The organism is Micromonospora sp. RTP1Z1, from assembly GCF_033804685.1.
Classification (GTDB): Bacteria; Actinomycetota; Actinomycetes; order Mycobacteriales; family Micromonosporaceae; genus Micromonospora.
The window spans coordinates 17455-32930 of record NZ_JAPFQV010000024.1 but is presented as its reverse complement, the minus strand read 5'-3'; the positions used below and the strand labels follow the sequence as shown (position 1 = coordinate 32930).

The 15476-nt window shown below is 73.9% G+C and carries 15 protein-coding genes; 6 read left to right on the top strand and 9 right to left on the bottom strand.

Annotated elements, in window-relative coordinates:
* The first annotated feature begins 125 nt into the window (after positions 1 to 125).
* The 3 genes from SLP03_RS14365 (at position 126) to SLP03_RS14355 (ending at position 5489) form a co-directional block, all read left to right on the top strand.
* Positions 126 to 263, top strand: a complete 138-nt coding sequence (locus SLP03_RS14365; RefSeq protein ID WP_262283549.1) for a hypothetical protein — start codon at positions 126 to 128, stop codon at positions 261 to 263.
* A gap of 350 nt (positions 264 to 613) precedes the next feature.
* Complete coding sequence (locus tag SLP03_RS14360) at positions 614 to 3538, top strand: hypothetical protein (RefSeq protein ID WP_319461088.1); 2925 nt, start codon at positions 614 to 616, stop codon at positions 3536 to 3538.
* A 118-nt stretch (positions 3539 to 3656) separates the two neighbouring features.
* Positions 3657 to 5489 (top strand): NHL domain-containing thioredoxin family protein, encoded by a 1833-nt coding sequence (locus SLP03_RS14355; protein ID WP_319461087.1) that lies wholly within the window; start codon positions 3657 to 3659, stop codon positions 5487 to 5489.
* Positions 5490 to 5519: 30 nt separating this feature from the next.
* Here SLP03_RS14355 and SLP03_RS14350 read toward each other — a convergent pair whose 3' ends face one another.
* From SLP03_RS14350 to SLP03_RS14340, 3 genes are read right to left on the bottom strand one after another with little or no spacing between them, the layout of a single operon-like run.
* Positions 5520 to 6269, bottom strand: coding sequence for a 5-oxoprolinase subunit PxpA (locus tag SLP03_RS14350; RefSeq protein WP_319461086.1), 750 nt, complete (start codon positions 6267 to 6269; stop codon positions 5520 to 5522).
* Entirely contained in the window at positions 6253 to 7134 is an 882-nt protein-coding gene (locus SLP03_RS14345) for a biotin-dependent carboxyltransferase family protein (protein ID WP_319461085.1), read from the bottom strand. Before SLP03_RS14345 ends, SLP03_RS14350 begins: the two co-directional genes overlap by 17 nt.
* 43 nt (positions 7135 to 7177) lie before the next feature.
* A complete protein-coding gene (locus SLP03_RS14340) occupies positions 7178 to 7801 on the bottom strand; it encodes a 5-oxoprolinase subunit B family protein (RefSeq protein WP_319461084.1) in 624 nt (207 codons plus the stop codon).
* Positions 7802 to 7907: 106 nt separating this feature from the next.
* Between SLP03_RS14340 and trhA the strand changes: the two genes are divergently transcribed.
* Positions 7908 to 8585, top strand: coding sequence for a PAQR family membrane homeostasis protein TrhA (trhA, locus tag SLP03_RS14335; protein WP_319461083.1), 678 nt, complete (start codon positions 7908 to 7910; stop codon positions 8583 to 8585).
* 61 nt (positions 8586 to 8646) lie between these two features.
* Here the strand turns inward: trhA and SLP03_RS14330 are convergent, their stop codons facing one another.
* Positions 8647 to 8934, bottom strand: a complete 288-nt coding sequence (locus SLP03_RS14330) for a DUF6458 family protein (protein ID WP_319461082.1) — start codon at positions 8932 to 8934, stop codon at positions 8647 to 8649.
* A gap of 115 nt (positions 8935 to 9049) precedes the next feature.
* Here SLP03_RS14330 and SLP03_RS14325 point away from each other — a divergent pair, with 115 nt between their 5' ends.
* Entirely contained in the window at positions 9050 to 9586 is a 537-nt protein-coding gene (locus tag SLP03_RS14325) for a SixA phosphatase family protein (protein ID WP_319461081.1), read from the top strand.
* Positions 9587 to 9589: 3 nt separating this feature from the next.
* Here the strand turns inward: SLP03_RS14325 and SLP03_RS14320 are convergent, their stop codons facing one another.
* From SLP03_RS14320 to SLP03_RS14310, 3 genes are all read right to left on the bottom strand, one after another.
* The gene (locus SLP03_RS14320) at positions 9590 to 9859 is read right to left on the bottom strand and encodes a DUF6458 family protein (RefSeq protein WP_067300694.1); all 270 of its coding nucleotides are present in this window, start codon (positions 9857 to 9859) and stop codon (positions 9590 to 9592) included.
* Between the two features lie 284 nt (positions 9860 to 10143).
* Positions 10144 to 12000 carry an acyl-CoA dehydrogenase gene (locus SLP03_RS14315; protein WP_319461080.1) on the bottom strand — a complete coding sequence of 619 codons (1857 nt, stop codon included), beginning with the start codon at positions 11998 to 12000 and terminating at the stop codon, positions 10144 to 10146.
* Positions 12001 to 12181: 181 nt separating this feature from the next.
* The gene (locus tag SLP03_RS14310) at positions 12182 to 12850 is read right to left on the bottom strand and encodes an NAD(P)-dependent oxidoreductase (RefSeq protein ID WP_319461079.1); all 669 of its coding nucleotides are present in this window, start codon (positions 12848 to 12850) and stop codon (positions 12182 to 12184) included.
* Positions 12851 to 12938: 88 nt separating this feature from the next.
* Here SLP03_RS14310 and SLP03_RS14305 point away from each other — a divergent pair, with 88 nt between their 5' ends.
* On the top strand, positions 12939 to 13427 hold the full coding sequence (locus SLP03_RS14305) for a MarR family transcriptional regulator (RefSeq protein ID WP_319461078.1): 489 nt from the start codon (positions 12939 to 12941) through the stop codon (positions 13425 to 13427).
* Between the two features lie 12 nt (positions 13428 to 13439).
* Here the strand turns inward: SLP03_RS14305 and SLP03_RS14300 are convergent, their stop codons facing one another.
* Positions 13440 to 14567, bottom strand: coding sequence for a PP2C family protein-serine/threonine phosphatase (locus SLP03_RS14300; RefSeq protein WP_319461077.1), 1128 nt, complete (start codon positions 14565 to 14567; stop codon positions 13440 to 13442).
* A gap of 99 nt (positions 14568 to 14666) precedes the next feature.
* Positions 14667 to 15299, bottom strand: a complete 633-nt coding sequence (locus SLP03_RS14295; RefSeq protein ID WP_319461076.1) for a septal ring lytic transglycosylase RlpA family protein — start codon at positions 15297 to 15299, stop codon at positions 14667 to 14669.
* Positions 15300 to 15476: the final 177 nt, after the last annotated feature.

Below are 15476 nucleotides of genomic sequence, written 5' to 3'. Positions count from 1 at the left end.
GTTGACCTACGATCCTTAGGTAAGTGGTTCAGCTCACCTACTAATCGATGGTATTTGGCCGCGCGATGCGCTTCAATGGAGACATCAAGGGGCTAACAACCGAATAGCCAGGAGGAGAGACCCAGATGAGCATGATCGAGCGAATCCGCAACCGCCGCGACGCCAACCGCCGCGCCCGTGCCATCGAGCACGCGCTGCGTTCCGCCAACTCGCCCGCGGTCCGCGAGGAGCTTCTCGCCATCGCCCAGCGTCACCTCAGCTGACGCCCCACGACTTTCCTCTCCTCCTCCAGTCCGAAGACCCGCCCGGCGCAGCCGGGCGGGTCTTCGGCGTTCCGGGGTGATTGAGACCGGGATTCCACCTCGACGCACCGCCCGGTACGGTGGGCCTCGGTCGCCACCCATCCGCCCCGGGAGCAGATCGCGCCGATAGAAGCCGATCGACACCCTCCGGCAACGGTGAGTGACGGCCCGTGCTCCCCGGACGCCTCCGGGCGGCCACCGGATACGGTGCGGGGAGCCCGCACGGCCGGTACCCGCCGGCGACGCCGGCAACCATGCCGACGGTCCCCGATCGGCATCGGCGGCCGACATGTGATGGAGGAGGCGCACCCATGACGTCCGAGGCCCCGCACCGCCCCGGCCAGGAGCCGGGCGAGGTGTCGCCGGGCGCCGGCGGACCGGCGCCCTACGGCGACCACCCGGCGCAGCAGGACAACGGGTACCCCAACGCCCCCGACCTCGGCTGGGCACCACCCCCGCCGGCCGGTCGGCCGAGCCAGCCGACCCCCGCCTGGGCCGGGCAGGACGACCAGTCGCCCGCCCCCGCCTGGGCGCAGCCGGGCGGCCAGCCACCGAACTCCGCCCGGGGTGCCGCCCAGGTGCCGCAGCAGACCGAACCGGGTGCCTGGGACGGCTCGCCCCAGCCCGCCTGGGCCGCGCCCGAGCAGGCCGGCCCCGCCTGGGCCGCCGCTTCCGCACCCGGCGCCAACCCGTCGAGCCCCCAGGCCGAGCAGTCCCCGCCCACCTGGGGGACGCCGCCGGAGCAGGCCGGCAACGCCTGGGGCGCCGCACCGGCGCGCGGGGAACAGCCGGCCTGGACGCAGGCCGCCGACCAGGGTGCCCGGGGCGCCGCACAGGTACCCGCCCCCACCGGGCAGCCGCACGACGACCGAGCCCGCTCCGGCGGCTGGGCCGCTCAGCAGGACGACCCCGCCCGGTCCGGACGCTGGAGCGCGGCACCCACCACCCCGGACGACCGCTCCGACGGCTGGGCCGTCGGAGCCGCCGCGCAGCAGCCGGACGACCCGGCCCGCTCGGGTGGCTGGGCCACCCCGCCGCAGGACGAGCAGCCGGCCTGGGGCCAGCAGGGCGAGCAGTCCGCGCCCGCCTGGTCTCCCGCCCGCGCCGCCGCGCAGGTTCCCGCCCCGACCGGCCAACCGAACGAGCCGTGGTCGGCGCCGAACGAGCCGAACCGCTCCGGCGGCTGGACGACCGGGAACCAGGATCAGCAGGACGATCCCGCCCGCTCGGGCGGCTGGGCCGCGGGCGCGCCCGCCCGGCAGGACGACGCGGAGCCGGCCCGCGGCGGGGCGGCCCCGCAGCAGGACGACGCCGCGCGCGCCGGCGGCTGGGAGGCCGGCCCCGCCGGGCAGCGCCACGACGACCCGGACCGCTCCGGCGGCTGGGCCGCCGGACGGGCGGCCACGCCAGGCGAGCAGCCGCAGCAGCCCGCCTGGGGTACGCCGGACGACCAGCGCCTTACCAGCGGCTGGAGCGGCGCCGCCGCCGTGCCGCAGCAGCAGGACCGGCCCGCGTCGGAGGAGTCGGCGCAGGCCGGTTCCTGGGGCGCGACCGCCGCCCCGGCGCAGGACGACCGTCCGGAGGCCGGCGGCTGGACGCCCCCCGAGCCCGCACCGGCCCGGGCCACCGCCTCGGTGCCGTCCCCGGACGGCCCGCCGACCTGGGGCGCCAACCAGGACGACCCGCCGCAGTGGACCCGCGGGGACCGTCCCGCCGTCCTGGACGCCGAGCCGTGGACGTCCAGCGAGGCGTGGGGTCGGTCCGCCGAGGCGGAACCCGCCGCGCCGCAGTCGAACGGCTGGGAGCCGGGCCGGGCCGAGGAGGCACCGGTCTACCAGCCGGCTCCGGGCCCGGGCATCTCACCGGCCAACGCCGTGCCGCTGCCGGCGCAGGAGCAGCGGGTGCCAGGCGCCAGCCTGGCCGCCTCGCCGCCCGCCGACTACCTGCCACCGGCGCAGTTCGCCCCGGCCGGAGAGGCGCACGGCGAGCCGGCCGGCCGGGACCCGCAGGCGTACGAGTCGGAGCAGTCGGGCGAGGTGCCCGGCTGGGGTCGGGCCGAGCCGTCGCACCAGGAGCCGCAGTCGCCGGCCGGCCCGGTCGTGCCCGCGCCGCGTACCTCCCCGGAGGCTGGCGGCATCTCCGCCAGCGCGTCGGTGCCGCTGGCCAGTCGGGTGATGCCCCCGACCGACCAGGCCCTGCGGCCCGCCGGCTCGCCGGCCCCGCAGCCCCGGGTGTACGGCCGCCCGACCCGGCCGGAGGCGGCGGAGGCCGCCGAGCAGGACGACCCGAACGGCTACCCGGACCAGGGCCAGCGCTACGACGACCCGGGCCCGCAGTCCGGCTTCGACGACCACGGCCGGCCGGTGGGGCCGCAAGGCTTCGCCGAGGCACCCTCGGTGCCGTCCGCGCCGCCGTCGTCGCCCGCGGGTCCGCCGCCGTTCCCGTCCGGTGTGCCGTCCTTCGTGGACCCGGCCGCCAACAACCGCCCGGCCAACGGGGTGCACCCGCACAACGGCGAACGCCCCGGCGACCCGTTCGGCGGTCCAGGCGGCCACGGTGGTCCGGGCGGCCCGTTCGGCACTCCCGGCCAGGGCGACCCGTACGGCGGTCCGGGTGGACACAACGACCCCTTCGGTGCCCAGGCTGGCCCGGGTCACCACGGTGATCCGTTCGGCGGTCCGGGCGGACCGGGCGACCAGTTCGGCGGGCCGGCCGGTGGCCGCGCCTCCGTCGCCGTGCCCGGTCAGGGTCCGGGGGCGGTGCACGAGCAGGGCCCGGGCGGGTTCCCGGCGGCCTTCCCGCCGCCGCCCCACCAGGCGCCGCCAGCCTGGCAGCAGAGCCTCGGCGCCGGGCCGGAGCAGGGCCGCTTCGACGCGTTCAAGCCCGACGCCGAACCGAAGACCGAGGCGCCGACGCCGAAGGTGCGCAACGGGCGGGTGCTGGCCGTCGTGCTGATCACCGCGGTGCTGATCCTGGCCGTTCCGCTCGGCCTGCTGACGCTGCTCGGCAAGGTCGGCGGCGCCGACAAGCCGGCCTCGTTCGACCCGGCGGTGGGCTCCTGCGTGAAGCAGTCCGGCGGGGGCGCGGTGGCCGCCGCCTGTGGCGATCAGGGCGCCTTCACGGTCGTGTCGAAGGTCGACGCCGAGGACAAGTGCGGCGATCCGACGCAGCCCCGCGTGGTGATGCCGGGCGAGGGGACCAACCGGGTGCTCTGCCTGAAGCCGGGCGGCAAGTAGACAGCTCGTCGACGGCGGGGCCACGGTGATCCGTGGCCCCGCCGTCGTACCCGGGGTGTGATCGAGCCCGCGCCGGGTGGCGGCCGGTCGGGGCCGCCCGGTCCGGCAGACTGGGGGCATGAGCGCACGAGTACGGGCACCCGAGCTGCGCGGTCGGGGCTGGCTGAACACCGGCGGCAGGGACGTCAAGCTGGCCGACCTGCGCGGCAAGATCGTTTTGCTGGACTTTTGGACCTTCTGCTGCATCAACTGCCTGCACGTGCTCGACGAGCTGCGCCCGCTCGAGGAGAAGTACGGCGACGTGCTGGTCGTCATCGGGGTGCACTCGCCCAAGTTCGAGCACGAGAAGGATCCGGACGCGCTGGCCGCCGCCGTCGAGCGGTACGGGGTGCACCACCCGGTGCTCGACGACCCCGAGCTGGACATGTGGCAGCAGTACGCGGCCAAGGCCTGGCCGACCCTGTCCGTGGTCGATCCCGAGGGCTACGTGGTGGCCACGATGGCCGGCGAGGGACACGCCGAGGGGCTGGCCCGGCTGGTCGACGAGCTGATCGCCACCCACGAGGCGAAGGGCACCCTGCACCGGGGCGACGGCCCGTACGTCCCGCCGGCCGAGCCGGACACCACGCTGCGTTTCCCCGGCAAGGCGGTGGTGCTCGACGGCGGCAACCTGCTGGTCTCGGACTCGGCCCGGCACTCGCTGGTGGAGCTGGCGCCGGACGGCGAGAAGCTGGTTCGCCGGATCGGCACCGGTGCCCGTGGCCACGCGGACGGCCCGGCGGAGACGGCCACCTTCTCGGAGCCGCAGGGGCTCTGCCTGCTCCCGGCGCACGCCGCCGAGGTGGCCGGTTACGACGTGGTCGTCGCGGACACCGTCAACCACCTGCTCCGCGGGGTGCGGCTGGACACCGGCGAGGTGGTCACGATCGCCGGCACCGGCCGGCAGTGGCGTTCCACGGTCGACGACCATGCGCACGACGCCCACTCGGTCGACCTCTCCTCCCCCTGGGATGTCGCCTGGTACGACGACAAAGTCGTCATCGCCATGGCCGGCATCCACCAGCTCTGGTGGTTCGACCCGATCCGGCGGACCGCCGGCATGTACGCGGGCACCACGGTCGAGGCGCTGCGCGACGGCCCGCTGCCGGACGTCTGGATGGCGCAGCCTTCCGGTCTCTCCGTCTCGGCCGACGGCGCCCGGCTCTGGATCGCGGACAGCGAGAGCAGCGCCGTCCGGTACGTCGAGAACGGCGTCATGGGCACCGCCGTGGGGCAGGGCCTCTTCGACTTCGGCCACGTCGACGGCCCGGCCGACCGGGCGCTGCTGCAGCACCCGCTGGGGGTGTGCGCGCTGCCGGACGGCTCGGTGCTGGTCGCGGACACGTACAACGGGGCGGTCCGCCGCTTCGACCCGGAGACGGACCAGGTCGCCACGGTGGCGGACGGCCTGGCCGAGCCGAGTGACCTGGTGCTCACCGCCGAGGGTGAGGTGCTGGTGGTCGAGTCCGCCGCGCACCGGCTGACCCGGCTGGCCCCGGGCGCACTCTCCGCCGCTGGCGCCAGCATGGTGGACGGCCCCCGGCACCGGATGGAGCGCAAGCCGACCGACGTGGCGGCCGGGGAGCTGACGCTGGACGTCATCTTCACCCCGGCGCCCGGGCAGAAGCTCGACGACACGTACGGGCCGTCGACCCGGCTGGTGGTCTCGGCCTCGCCGCCGGAGCTGCTGCTCGAGGGGGCGGGCACCACCACCGACCTGTCCCGCCGGCTGGTGGTCAACGGCGAGGTGGCCCAGGGCGTGCTCCAGGTGACCGCTCAGGCGGCGACCTGCGACGCGGACGTCGAGCACGCCGCCTGCCACTTGACCCGGCAGGACTGGGGCGTGCCGGTACGGGTGGTCGACGCCGGCGCCACCCGCCTCCCACTGGTCCTCCGCGGCATGGACGTCTGACGCCGCCCCACCAGGATCCGCGCCCGGCGGTCAGGCGAACGGGGAGAGGGTGACGCCGGCGTCGAGGAGCGCGGCCCGGACCAGGGCGGCGGAGGCCACCGCGCCGGGGGTGTCGCCGTGCAGGCAGATCGACTCGACGTGGCAGGGCACCACGCGGCCGTCGATCGCGACGACGGTGCGCTCGATCGCCATCCGGACCGCCCGGTCGGCCACCTCCTCGGGGTCGGTGACCAGCGCGTTCGCGGCGGTCCGGGGCACCAGCGAGCCGTTGGGCAGGTAGTTCCGGTCGGCGAAACCCTCGGCGACCACCCGCAGTCCGGCGCCGACGGCGAGCTGGGCGAGCACCGAGCCGGGCGCGCAGAGGATGGGCAGTTCGTGGTCGTACCCGCTCACTGCGGCGACCAGGGCGGCGGCCTGGGCCTCGTCGCAGGCCGCCGCGTGGTAGAGCGCGCCGTGCGGCTTGAGGTAGCGGATCCGGCTGTGGACCAGCCGGCAGAACGCCTCGAGCGCGCCGAGCTGGTAGGTGACCTCGTCGCGGAGTTCGGCGAACTCGTACGCGATGTGCCGGCGGCCGAAGCCGGCGAGGTCCCGGTAGCCGACCTGGGCGCCGACGGCGACCCCGCGCTCGGCGGCGGCGGCGCAGACCCGGCGCATGGTGGGCGGGTCGCCGCCGTGGAACCCGCAGGCGACGTTGGCGGAGGTGACCAGGTCCAGCAGGGCCTGGTCGTCGCCGAGCCGCCAGATGCCGAATCCCTCGCCGAGGTCAGCGTTGAGGTCCATGGAATCTCACCGTAGTCCCTGGGCGGGCCTGCGCGAGCGGGGTCACGTCGTCCACCACACCCACGACCGGGTATCCGCCGGTGGTCGGATGGTCGGCGAGGAAGATCAGCGGTTGCCCGTCGGCCGGCACCTGCACCGCCCCGAGGACCAGCCCCTCGCTGGGCAGTTCCCCGGTCACCGCGCGGGGCAGGGCCGCGCCGGCCAGTCGCGCGCCGACCCGGTTGCTCACCGGGCTGACCGTGTACGCGGTGCCGAGCAGCAGGTCGAGCGCGGCCGGGGTGAACCAGTCGTGCCGCGGGCCGAGGTGCAGGGTGAGCCGCAGCTCGTCCGGGACGGGCGGGGTGACGGTGACGTCGACCGGGGCGGGGTGCCCGACCGGCGGGCCGAGGGGCAGCCGGTCGCCGTCGCGTAGCGGGGGCGGGCCGAGTCCGGAGAGGGTGTCGGTGGCCCGGCTGCCCAGCACCGGTGGCACGTCGAGCCCGCCGGAGACGGCCAACCAGGTGCGCAGGCCGGCCCGGGCGGGACCGATCCGCAGCACCGCCCCGGCGGTGAGGGAGAGCGGCCGGCCGAGGTCGCCGGGGCGGCCCACGTCGGCGGGCCGGTGGCCGGGCGGCTGGCGGTCGATCCGGACCTCGGCCTCCGCCCCGGTCAGCGCGACGCAGGCGGCGCGACCGAACCGCAGGTCGCAGCCGGTCAGCGTGATCTCCAGCCCGGCGGCGGTCTCCGGGTTGCCGACGAGCCGGTTGGCCAGCCGCAGCGCGGCCGGATCGAGGGCGCCGGAGCGGGGCACGCCGAGGTGGGCGAAGCCGGGTCGGCCCTGGTCCTGGACGGTGGTGAGCGCGCCGGCCCGGAGCACCTCAATCACGCTGAGCACGCCGGTTCGCGGCTGCGGGGCTCGCAAGACCGGCTCACTCCTCGCGCGCACGGGACACCAGCCGCACCCGGGTGCCGGGGGTGAGCCGGGCCGGCGGGTCCGCGTGCACGTCGAAGAGGACGAGGTCGGTCCGGCCGACCAGCAGCCAGCCGCCGGGCGAGGCGGTGGGATAGATCCCGGCGTACGGCCCGGCGAGCGCCACCGAGCCGGCCGGCACCCGGGGCCGGGGGCTGGGCCGCCGGGGAACGGCGCACGCTGGCGGCAGCCCGGTCAGGTACGCGAACCCCGGAGCGAATCCGCAGAACGCCACCCGGAACTCGGTGCGCCACAGCCGGTCGACCACCTCGGGCACCGTCACCCCCCAGTGCCCGGCGACGACGGGCAGGTCCTCCCCGTCGTACACCGTGGGGACCTCGACCTCGTGCGCGGCGGCCGTGGTGGCGGCCGGCTGCGGGGTCCAGCCACCGATCAGCGCGGCGGCCGCCGCCGGGTCCGGTACGCCGTCGAGCAGCACCGTTGCCGCGGCGGGGACGATCTCGACCGCGGTCAGGTCGCCGGCGTCGCGCCGGCGCCACAGCTCGGCCCGCCACGCCTCCACCTGCTCTGGGTCGTCGCAGTGGAGCAGGAGGGCGTGCGCGCCGACGGGCCGGATCCGCATCCCGCCATCCTCCCGGGCGAAAGCGGCTCAGTCGACGATCGCGTGTTGGCGGTCAGTACCAAGCGCCACTACTTACAAGTAACCTACGGTGTCGTAGCCTATTGGGGTGACCACCTCCGCACCGCTTCGGCGCAAGCCGGTCGACATCGGTAAACCCCGGATGCGCGGCTGGCTGCACACCTACGCGTTCTTCGTCGCGCTCGTCTGCGGCATCGTGCTCTGCTCGATCGCGGCCGCCCGGCCCGGCTGGGCGCCCCTGGTCAGCTGCCTCATCTACAGCCTGACCGTCTGCGGGCTCTTCGGCACCAGCGCCCTCTACCACCGGCGGGTCTGGTCCGAGCGCGGCTACCAGCTCATGCGCCGGCTGGACCATTCGATGATCTTCTTGTTCATCGCTGGCACGTACACGCCGTTCTGCGCCCTGCTGCTGGACACCCGGCACGCCACCATCATGCTCGGCCTGGTCTGGGCCGGGGCGCTGGCCGGGGTGGCGGTGAAGGTGATCTGGCCGCACGCCCCGCGCTGGGTCTCCGCGCCGCTCTACCTGGCGCTCGGCTGGGTCGCCGTGACGATGCTGCCGGAGATCCTGCACTCCGGCGGCGTGACCGCCCTGGTGCTGCTGACCGTCGGCGGCGCGATCTACAGCGTCGGCGCGGTCTTCTACGCGCTGCGCAGGCCCAACCCGTGGCCCACCGTCTTCGGGCACCACGAGTTCTTCCACGCCTGCACCCTGCTCGCGGCGATCTGCCACCACATCGCGATCTACTTCGCGCTCTTCTCCTGACCCGGACACGGTTCGAGGGCCCCGCGCCGTCGCGGGGCCCCCGAGGTCGCTGCGGTACGGCTCAGGCCGGGTAGCCCGGGCGGCGCACCTCGCGGTACTCCTCGCGCACGACCCGCTCGTCCTGCACCGGCACGACCGGATCGGCCACCACCCGCTGGCGCACCGGCGCGGCGACCACCGTACGCCGGCGGGTGTTCCAGAAGTAGAGCGTGGTGATCAGACCCGCGACGCCGGCGAGCATCAGCACCCAGCCGACGACGTTCAGGTCGAGCCATCCCAGGTTAGCGTCGATGGCGAACGCGAAGATCGCGCCCAGCGCGATCAGAAAGATGCTGGCACCGATGCCCATGACGTCGCCTCCTTGGCGTTCAGCTGGCGTTTCCTACCGCCGCGGCCATGGATGAGGTAGCGGCATCCATCGACTTACCCAGGCGCTCCGATCGCCAATCAGGCAAGCTGTGCGCATGACAGACGGCAGGAACCCGGAGCGGACGCTGGTGCTGCTCCGGCACGCCAAGGCCGAACAGTCCCCGGAGGCCCCGGACCCGGACCGGCCGCTGACGGCCCGCGGGCACGCCGACGCGGCCGCGGCCGGCGCCTGGCTGGCCCGGCACGGGCTGCTCCCCGACGTGGTGCTCTGCTCCACCGCCCGGCGGACCCGGCAGACCTGGCACGGGGTGGCCATGGGCATGACGGGATCCCCGCCGGAAGGCGGACCGGCGGGGTCGCTACCGGTGGTGCGCTATGAGACCGGGGCGTACGAGGCGAACCCGGACCAGCTGCTGGAGCTGGTCCGGGCGGTGGAGCCGACCGCGGGCACGGTGCTGTTGATCAGCCACAACCCGGGCATCTCACTGCTGTCGGCGCTGCTGGACCCGGAACGGGCGGACCCGGACGGCCTGCGCACCACCGATCTGGTGGTGCACCGCCCGACCACCCGCTGGGCGGAAGTCGCCCCGGTCGGCGCGCCCGTCACCGCCCGCCACACCGCCCGCGGCTGAGGATCAGGACGGCGGGGCCGTCGGCGGCGGCGGGTCGGGCGGCGGAGGCATCATCGCGGTCGGGTGGGAGAGCCGGTTCTCCTCCACGATCAGCGTGCGCGCCCGCTTGCGGCGGTCCTGCCAGAACCAGAGCGTGGTGAGCAGGACGGCCAGCCCGGCCAGGATGAACACCCAGCCGACCGCGCGCAGGTCGATCCACCAGACGTTGGCCCGGATGGCGAAGGTCATGATCGCGCCGAGCGCGATGAGAAAGATGCCGCTACCGATGCCCATGTGCGCTGCACTCCCCCGTGCGGTGGCCCTTGGGCGTGCTCTGACGTGGTCCGCGACGGTTACCCGCACCATGGCCGCCCTACCGGGCCGGACCTCGCCAATCCCGGGCCGGCGCGGCGACCCGCCCCCCGACGGCCGGGCCCGCTTCGCGGCAGGGCGGGGTGTCGGAACGGGACGGACACCGTGATATGCCGCAACCCGGCCTCGGCTGCGGGAAAGACGGCGGCGGCCGGCGAGCAGGTGCTCGCCGGCCGCCGGTCGTCACTGCCGGATCCCGTCCGGGATCAGAACGCCTCCTCCGGGAGGTCCATGATCTCCAGGTCGGCGCCCTCGATGATCCGCCGGTCGGAGCCGATGCGGGGCAGCACCTCGCGCGCGAAGAACCGGGCGGCGGCCACCTTGCCGGTGTAGAACGCCTTGTCGGCGGTGGAGACCTCGCCGGCCAGCGCCTTGAGCGCCACGTCCGCCTGCTTCTGCAGCAGCCAGCCGACCACCAGGTCGCCGATGGCCAGCAGGAAGCGACGGCTGCTCAGGCCGACCTTGTAGAGGGCCCGGGTATCACCGGCCTGCGCCTCGCCCATCCAGCCGGTCATCACGGCGAGGATGTTCTGGATCTCGGCGAGCGCCTTGCCGAGCGCCAGCCGCTCCTCCTTGAGCTGGCCGTTGCCGGCCTCGGAGGCGATGAACTCCTGGATCTCGCCGGCGACCGCCATCAGAGCCTTGCCGTTGTCCCGGACGATCTTCCGGAAGATCAGGTCGAGGCTCTGGATCGCCGTGGTGCCCTCGTACAGAGTGTCGATCTTGGCGTCCCGGACGTACTGCTCCAGCGGATAGTCCTGGAGGAAGCCGGAGCCGCCGAAGGTCTGCAGCGACTCGTGGCCGAGCAGCTCGTACGCCCGCTCGGAGCCGACGCCCTTGACCAGCGGCAGCAGCAGGTCGTTGACCCGCTTCGCCAGCTTGGTGGCCTTCTCGTCACCGGCCGCCTCGGCGATGGCGACCTTGTCCTGCCAGGAGGCGGTGTAGCAGACCAGCGCGCGCAGGCCCTCGGCGTACGACTTCTGCAGCAGCAGCGAGCGGCGCACGTCCGGGTGGTGGGTGATGGTCACCCGCGGGGCGGTCTTGTCGGCCTGCTGGACCAGGTCGGCGCCCTGCACCCGGTTCTTGGCGTACTCCAGGGCGTTCAGGTAGCCGGTGGAGAGGGTGGCGATCGCCTTGGTGCCGACCATCATCCGGGCGTACTCGATGATCATGAACATCTGCCGGATGCCGTCGTGCTTCTCACCGAGCAGCCAGCCCTTGGCCGGTACGCCGTGCTCGCCGAAGGTCACCTCGCAGGTGTTGGAGACCTTCAGGCCCATCTTGTGCTCGACGTTGGTGGCGTACACGCCGTTGCGCTCGCCCAGCTCGCCGGTGCTCTCGTCGAAGTGGTACTTCGGCACGACGAAGAGCGAGAGGCCCTTGGTGCCCGGGCCGCCGACGCCCTCGACGCCGACCGGACGGGCCAGCACGTAGTGGACGATGTTGTCGCTCAGGTCGTGCTCACCCGAGGTGATGAAGCGCTTGACGCCCTCGATGTGCCACGAGCCGTCTGGCTGCTGCACGGCCCGGGTCCGACCGGCGCCGACGTCCGAGCCGGCGTCCGGCTCGGTGAGCACCATGGTCGAGCCCCACTGCTTGTCGATGAAGAGCCTGGCCCACTTCTGCTGCTGCTCGGTGCCCTCGACGTGGAGCACGTGCGCGAAGGACGGGCCGGAGGCGTACATCCAGATCGGAGCGTTGGCGCCGAGCACCATCTCGGCGAGCGACCACCAGAGGGCGCGCGGGGCGTTGGTGCCGCCGAGCGCCTCGGGGAGGTCCAGCCGCCAGAACTCGGAGTCCATGAACGCCTGGAACGACTTCTTGAACGACTCAGGCAGCGGCGCGGTGTGCGTCGCCGGGTCGAAGACCGGCGGGTTGCGGTCGCTGTCCGTGTAGCTGGCGGCCAGGTCCTCGCGGGCCAGGCGGTCGACCTCGGAGAGGAAGCTGCGGGCGGTGTCGACGTCCAGGTCCGTGTACGGCTCCTGGCCGAACGTCCGGTCCGCCCCGAAGACCTCGAACAGGTTGAACTCGAGGTCCCGAAGGTTGCTCTTGTAGTGGGTCATGCTCGCTGGCCCCGCTTCCGGACAGGTGTTACCGATCAGTAACCCCGACTGTATTACTCACCGGTAGCCAACGACAAGCCGATCGGGGAAGTGACAGCGATTACACACTTCCGGTTCAGTTCCCGGCCAACCCGAGCGCCAGCCCGGCCGCCGCAGCCACGCCGACCAGCGGGACGCCGAGCTAGTTGGCGACGCCCACGGTCCGCCGGACCGAGTCCGGCCGGTCGAGCAGGTCGAGCATGAGCTGGGCGACATCGGCCCGCGAGATGGTGACGCCGCCCCGGACGTTGCGGTCGTACGCCGTCCGGTAGGCGCCGGTCAGCGGCTTGTCGGTCAGCCGCGGCGGGCGGACCACGGTCCAGTCGAGGAAGCCGTCCCGCAGCTCCTCCTCCATCAGCGCCAGGTCGGCGTAGTGGTCGCGGAGCACCCGCCGGATCGCCGGCCCGAGCACGTAGCGCATCAACGGGCCGTCGCCCGGGTCGCGCCGCGGCGGGTGGGGCCGGCCGGGGGACGGCACCAGGCCGACCGGGGCGGCGCTGACCACCACGATCCGCCGGACGCCCGCGCCGGCCATCGCCTCGGCCATCGCCCGGGTGCCCCGGGCGGTGATGCCGGCGTCGGCCGCCGAGCGCGGGCCGAGGCCGGACAGCACGGCGTCCGCGCCGCCGACCGCCGTACGCAGCGTCTCCGGGTCCGCCGTCGCGAGGTCGGCGGCGACCACCCGTACCGGCGCGCCGGCCAGTTTCGCCGGGTCGCGCACCACGACGGTGACGTCGTGGCCGGCGGACCCGGCCTGATTGACGAGATGCCGGCCGATACCACCGGTGGCACCGAAGATCGTGAGCTTCATGGCGACTGCCTCCCTGCCTCGACCGCGATCGACGGTCGAGTCTCGTAAGATATGGAAACCGTAACAGTTGATACGAGGCTCAAACAATATGGATTCCGTAGAATCTGAGAACGCCCGTCGCCGTCGCCGGAGCGCCACCCGGATCAAGGAGGCGATGCGCGAGCTGAACAACCAGCTGGCGCTGCTGAACCACCAGGTCGGCGTACGCCTCGCGCTGCGGGACGTCGACCTGGACTGCCTCGACCTGATCGCCCGGCACGGGCCGATCAACCCCGGCGCGCTGGCCCGGCGCGCCGGCCTGCACCCGGCCACCATGACCGGCGTCCTGGACCGGCTCCAACGCGGCGGCTGGATCGTCCGGGAGCGGGACCCGGAAGCCACGGACCGCCGGTCGGTCACGGTCCGGGCGCGGCGGGAGCGCAACGCGGAACTGTTCGGCCTCTACGCGGGCATGAACGCCTCGATGGACGAGATCTGCACCGGGTACGACGAGACCCAGCTCGACCTGATCGCGGACTTCCTCCGCCGAGCCGGCGAGGCGGGCCGGCGGGCCACCGACGAGCTGGCGGACGGCTGAGCCGGCCGGTCCTCAGCTCTCGGCCGCGCCGACCTCCCAGCTCGGCACGGCGGCGGTCGCGCCGCTGCGCGGGCCGGTGTACTCCATCAGGACCAGGGCGATGTCATCATCGAGCCGGCCGTGCACCCACTCGACCAGCGCGGTCTCCAGCGAGGCCAGGCCGTCGGCGACCGTGCCGTGGCCGAGCAGCCGCCAGGCCCGGTCGGCGGTCGGGAAGAACTCGCCGTCCCGGCGGGCCTCGCCGAGGCCATCGGTGAAGAGCAGCAGCCGGTCGCCCGGTTCCAGCCGTTCCACCCGGGGGCGGACCACCGGCATGAAGCCGAGCGGCGGCGCGGGCGCGGGCGGCTCCAGCGGGATCACCGCACCCCGGCGCAGCAGCAGCGGCGGCGGGTGTCCACAGTTGACGATGGTCAGGGTCCCACCCCGCTCCTCGACCAGGGCGGCGGTGACGAAGTCCTCGTCGCCGACGTTGCGGGCCACCGCCCGGTCCAGGTCGGTCACCACGGCCCGCAGATCGGCCCGCTCGTACGCGACGTGCCGGTACGAGCCGAGCACGATGCTGGCCAGACGGACCGCGTCCAGCCCCTTGCCCCGGACGTCCCCGATGATCATGCGGACGCCGTACGGGGTGTCCATCGCCTCGTAGAGGTCGCCGCCGATCTCGGCGGTGGCGGTCGAGGAGATGTAGCGCGCCGCCACCGCGAGCGTGCCCACCTGGGGGCCGAGTGGCCGGAGCACCGCCCGCTGCGCCACCGTCGCCAGCTTCGACAGCTCGGCGATCTGCTCGGCCTGGCGCTGGCGGGCCGCCGCCACGGCGGCCGCGATCGCGGTGGCCAACGCGATGCCGGCGACGTTGACCGCGGTGACCAGCGACATCGTCCGCTCGGCGAGGGCGAAGCTGGCGCCGATGACGGTGGCGAGGGCGCCCACTCCGAGCACCACCCGCCAGGACGCCAGCGCGGCGGCGAGGAACGGCGCGGCGACCATCAGCGCCACGTAGTGCGCCGGCCGACCGTCGGCCAACTCCATGGCGGAGACGAGTGCGAGCAGCCCGAGGGCCGCGCCGAGGCCGGCGCGGGATCCGGGGCTCAGCGGGCCGCGGCCCGACTGGAAGGGTTGAGTGCGTACATCGGACAGCATGCCGGATGGACGTGAACGGGTGAATGAACCTGGCCCGTCGTCCGACAAGTTCTGCCCGGCCGGATCGCCTCACCGGCCCGATCGCCGTCGCTCACCCGGTCAGCCGAGCACCTCGTACCTGACGGTCACCTCGCCGAGGTCGACGGAGGCGATCGCCTGGAACGCGGCCCGGGACAGGTCGATGCAGCGGCCGTCGACGTACGGCCCACGGTCGTTGATCCGGACGACGACCGACTTGCCGTTCGCCGGGTTGGTCACCCGGACCTTCGTGTCGAACGGCAGGGTCTTGTGCGCGGCGGTCAGCGCGTCCGGGTTGAAGGTCTCCCCGTTGGCCGTCATCTGACCCTCGTCGTAGAAGGACGCGCCGCAGGAGCCGGTGTCCACCACCTTGGCCGCGGCGGTCTTCTTCGCCGTGGCGGTGGGCTTCGGGCTGGCGGTGCGGGCCTTGCTCCTGGAGGCGGCCTGGGTCCGGGTGGCCTTCGGGCTGGGGGTGGCCTTCGGCGACGGGCTGAGACTCGGCGCGGTCGACGCGCTCGGCGACGCGGACGGCGAGGTGGGAGCCAGGGTGCTCGGCAGCGCCTCGGCGACGGCCGGCTCGGGAGCGGCCGAGCCGGAGGTCAGCTGGACCGCGCCGACGGTGCCGCCGACGGCGAGCACCACGCCGACCGCCGCGGTGGCCGCGATGCCGGCGGGCGAGGAGAACTTGCGGGTACGGAAGTGCCTACCAGCCACCGGCCCGGTCCTTTCGTCATCTGAACAAACCGGCTCGGACCGTAACGAGAGAAGCACTTCCGAAGTCAACGTGATCATGATGGTATGCCCGCATTTACCCCGATACGTGTAGCCGATCGGACGATCACTGGTGGCCCGATCGGTGGAATGATCCCTGGCCACGACTCATTCGACATC

Bases quoted from the DNA above. Each gene is read 5' to 3' on its own strand.
- SLP03_RS14325 (WP_319461081.1), top strand. From the start codon at position 9,050: ATGACAGACGGCAGGAACCCGGAGCGGACGCTGGTGCTGCTCCGGCAC.
- SLP03_RS14355 (WP_319461087.1), top strand. From the start codon at position 3,657: ATGAGCGCACGAGTACGGGCACCCGAGCTGCGCGGTCGGGGCTGGCTG.
- SLP03_RS14300 (WP_319461077.1), bottom strand. From the start codon at position 14,567: ATGCTGTCCGATGTACGCACTCAACCCTTCCAGTCGGGCCGCGGCCCG.
- SLP03_RS14305 (WP_319461078.1), top strand. From the start codon at position 12,939: ATGGATTCCGTAGAATCTGAGAACGCCCGTCGCCGTCGCCGGAGCGCC.
- SLP03_RS14365 (WP_262283549.1), top strand. From the start codon at position 126: ATGAGCATGATCGAGCGAATCCGCAACCGCCGCGACGCCAACCGCCGC.
- SLP03_RS14320 (WP_067300694.1), bottom strand. From the start codon at position 9,859: ATGGGCATCGGTAGCGGCATCTTTCTCATCGCGCTCGGCGCGATCATG.
- SLP03_RS14315 (WP_319461080.1), bottom strand. From the start codon at position 12,000: ATGACCCACTACAAGAGCAACCTTCGGGACCTCGAGTTCAACCTGTTC.
- SLP03_RS14340 (WP_319461084.1), bottom strand. From the start codon at position 7,801: ATGCGGATCCGGCCCGTCGGCGCGCACGCCCTCCTGCTCCACTGCGAC.
- SLP03_RS14330 (WP_319461082.1), bottom strand. From the start codon at position 8,934: ATGGGCATCGGTGCCAGCATCTTTCTGATCGCGCTGGGCGCGATCTTC.
- SLP03_RS14350 (WP_319461086.1), bottom strand. From the start codon at position 6,269: ATGGACCTCAACGCTGACCTCGGCGAGGGATTCGGCATCTGGCGGCTC.
- SLP03_RS14360 (WP_319461088.1), top strand. From the start codon at position 614: ATGACGTCCGAGGCCCCGCACCGCCCCGGCCAGGAGCCGGGCGAGGTG.
- SLP03_RS14310 (WP_319461079.1), bottom strand. From the start codon at position 12,850: ATGAAGCTCACGATCTTCGGTGCCACCGGTGGTATCGGCCGGCATCTC.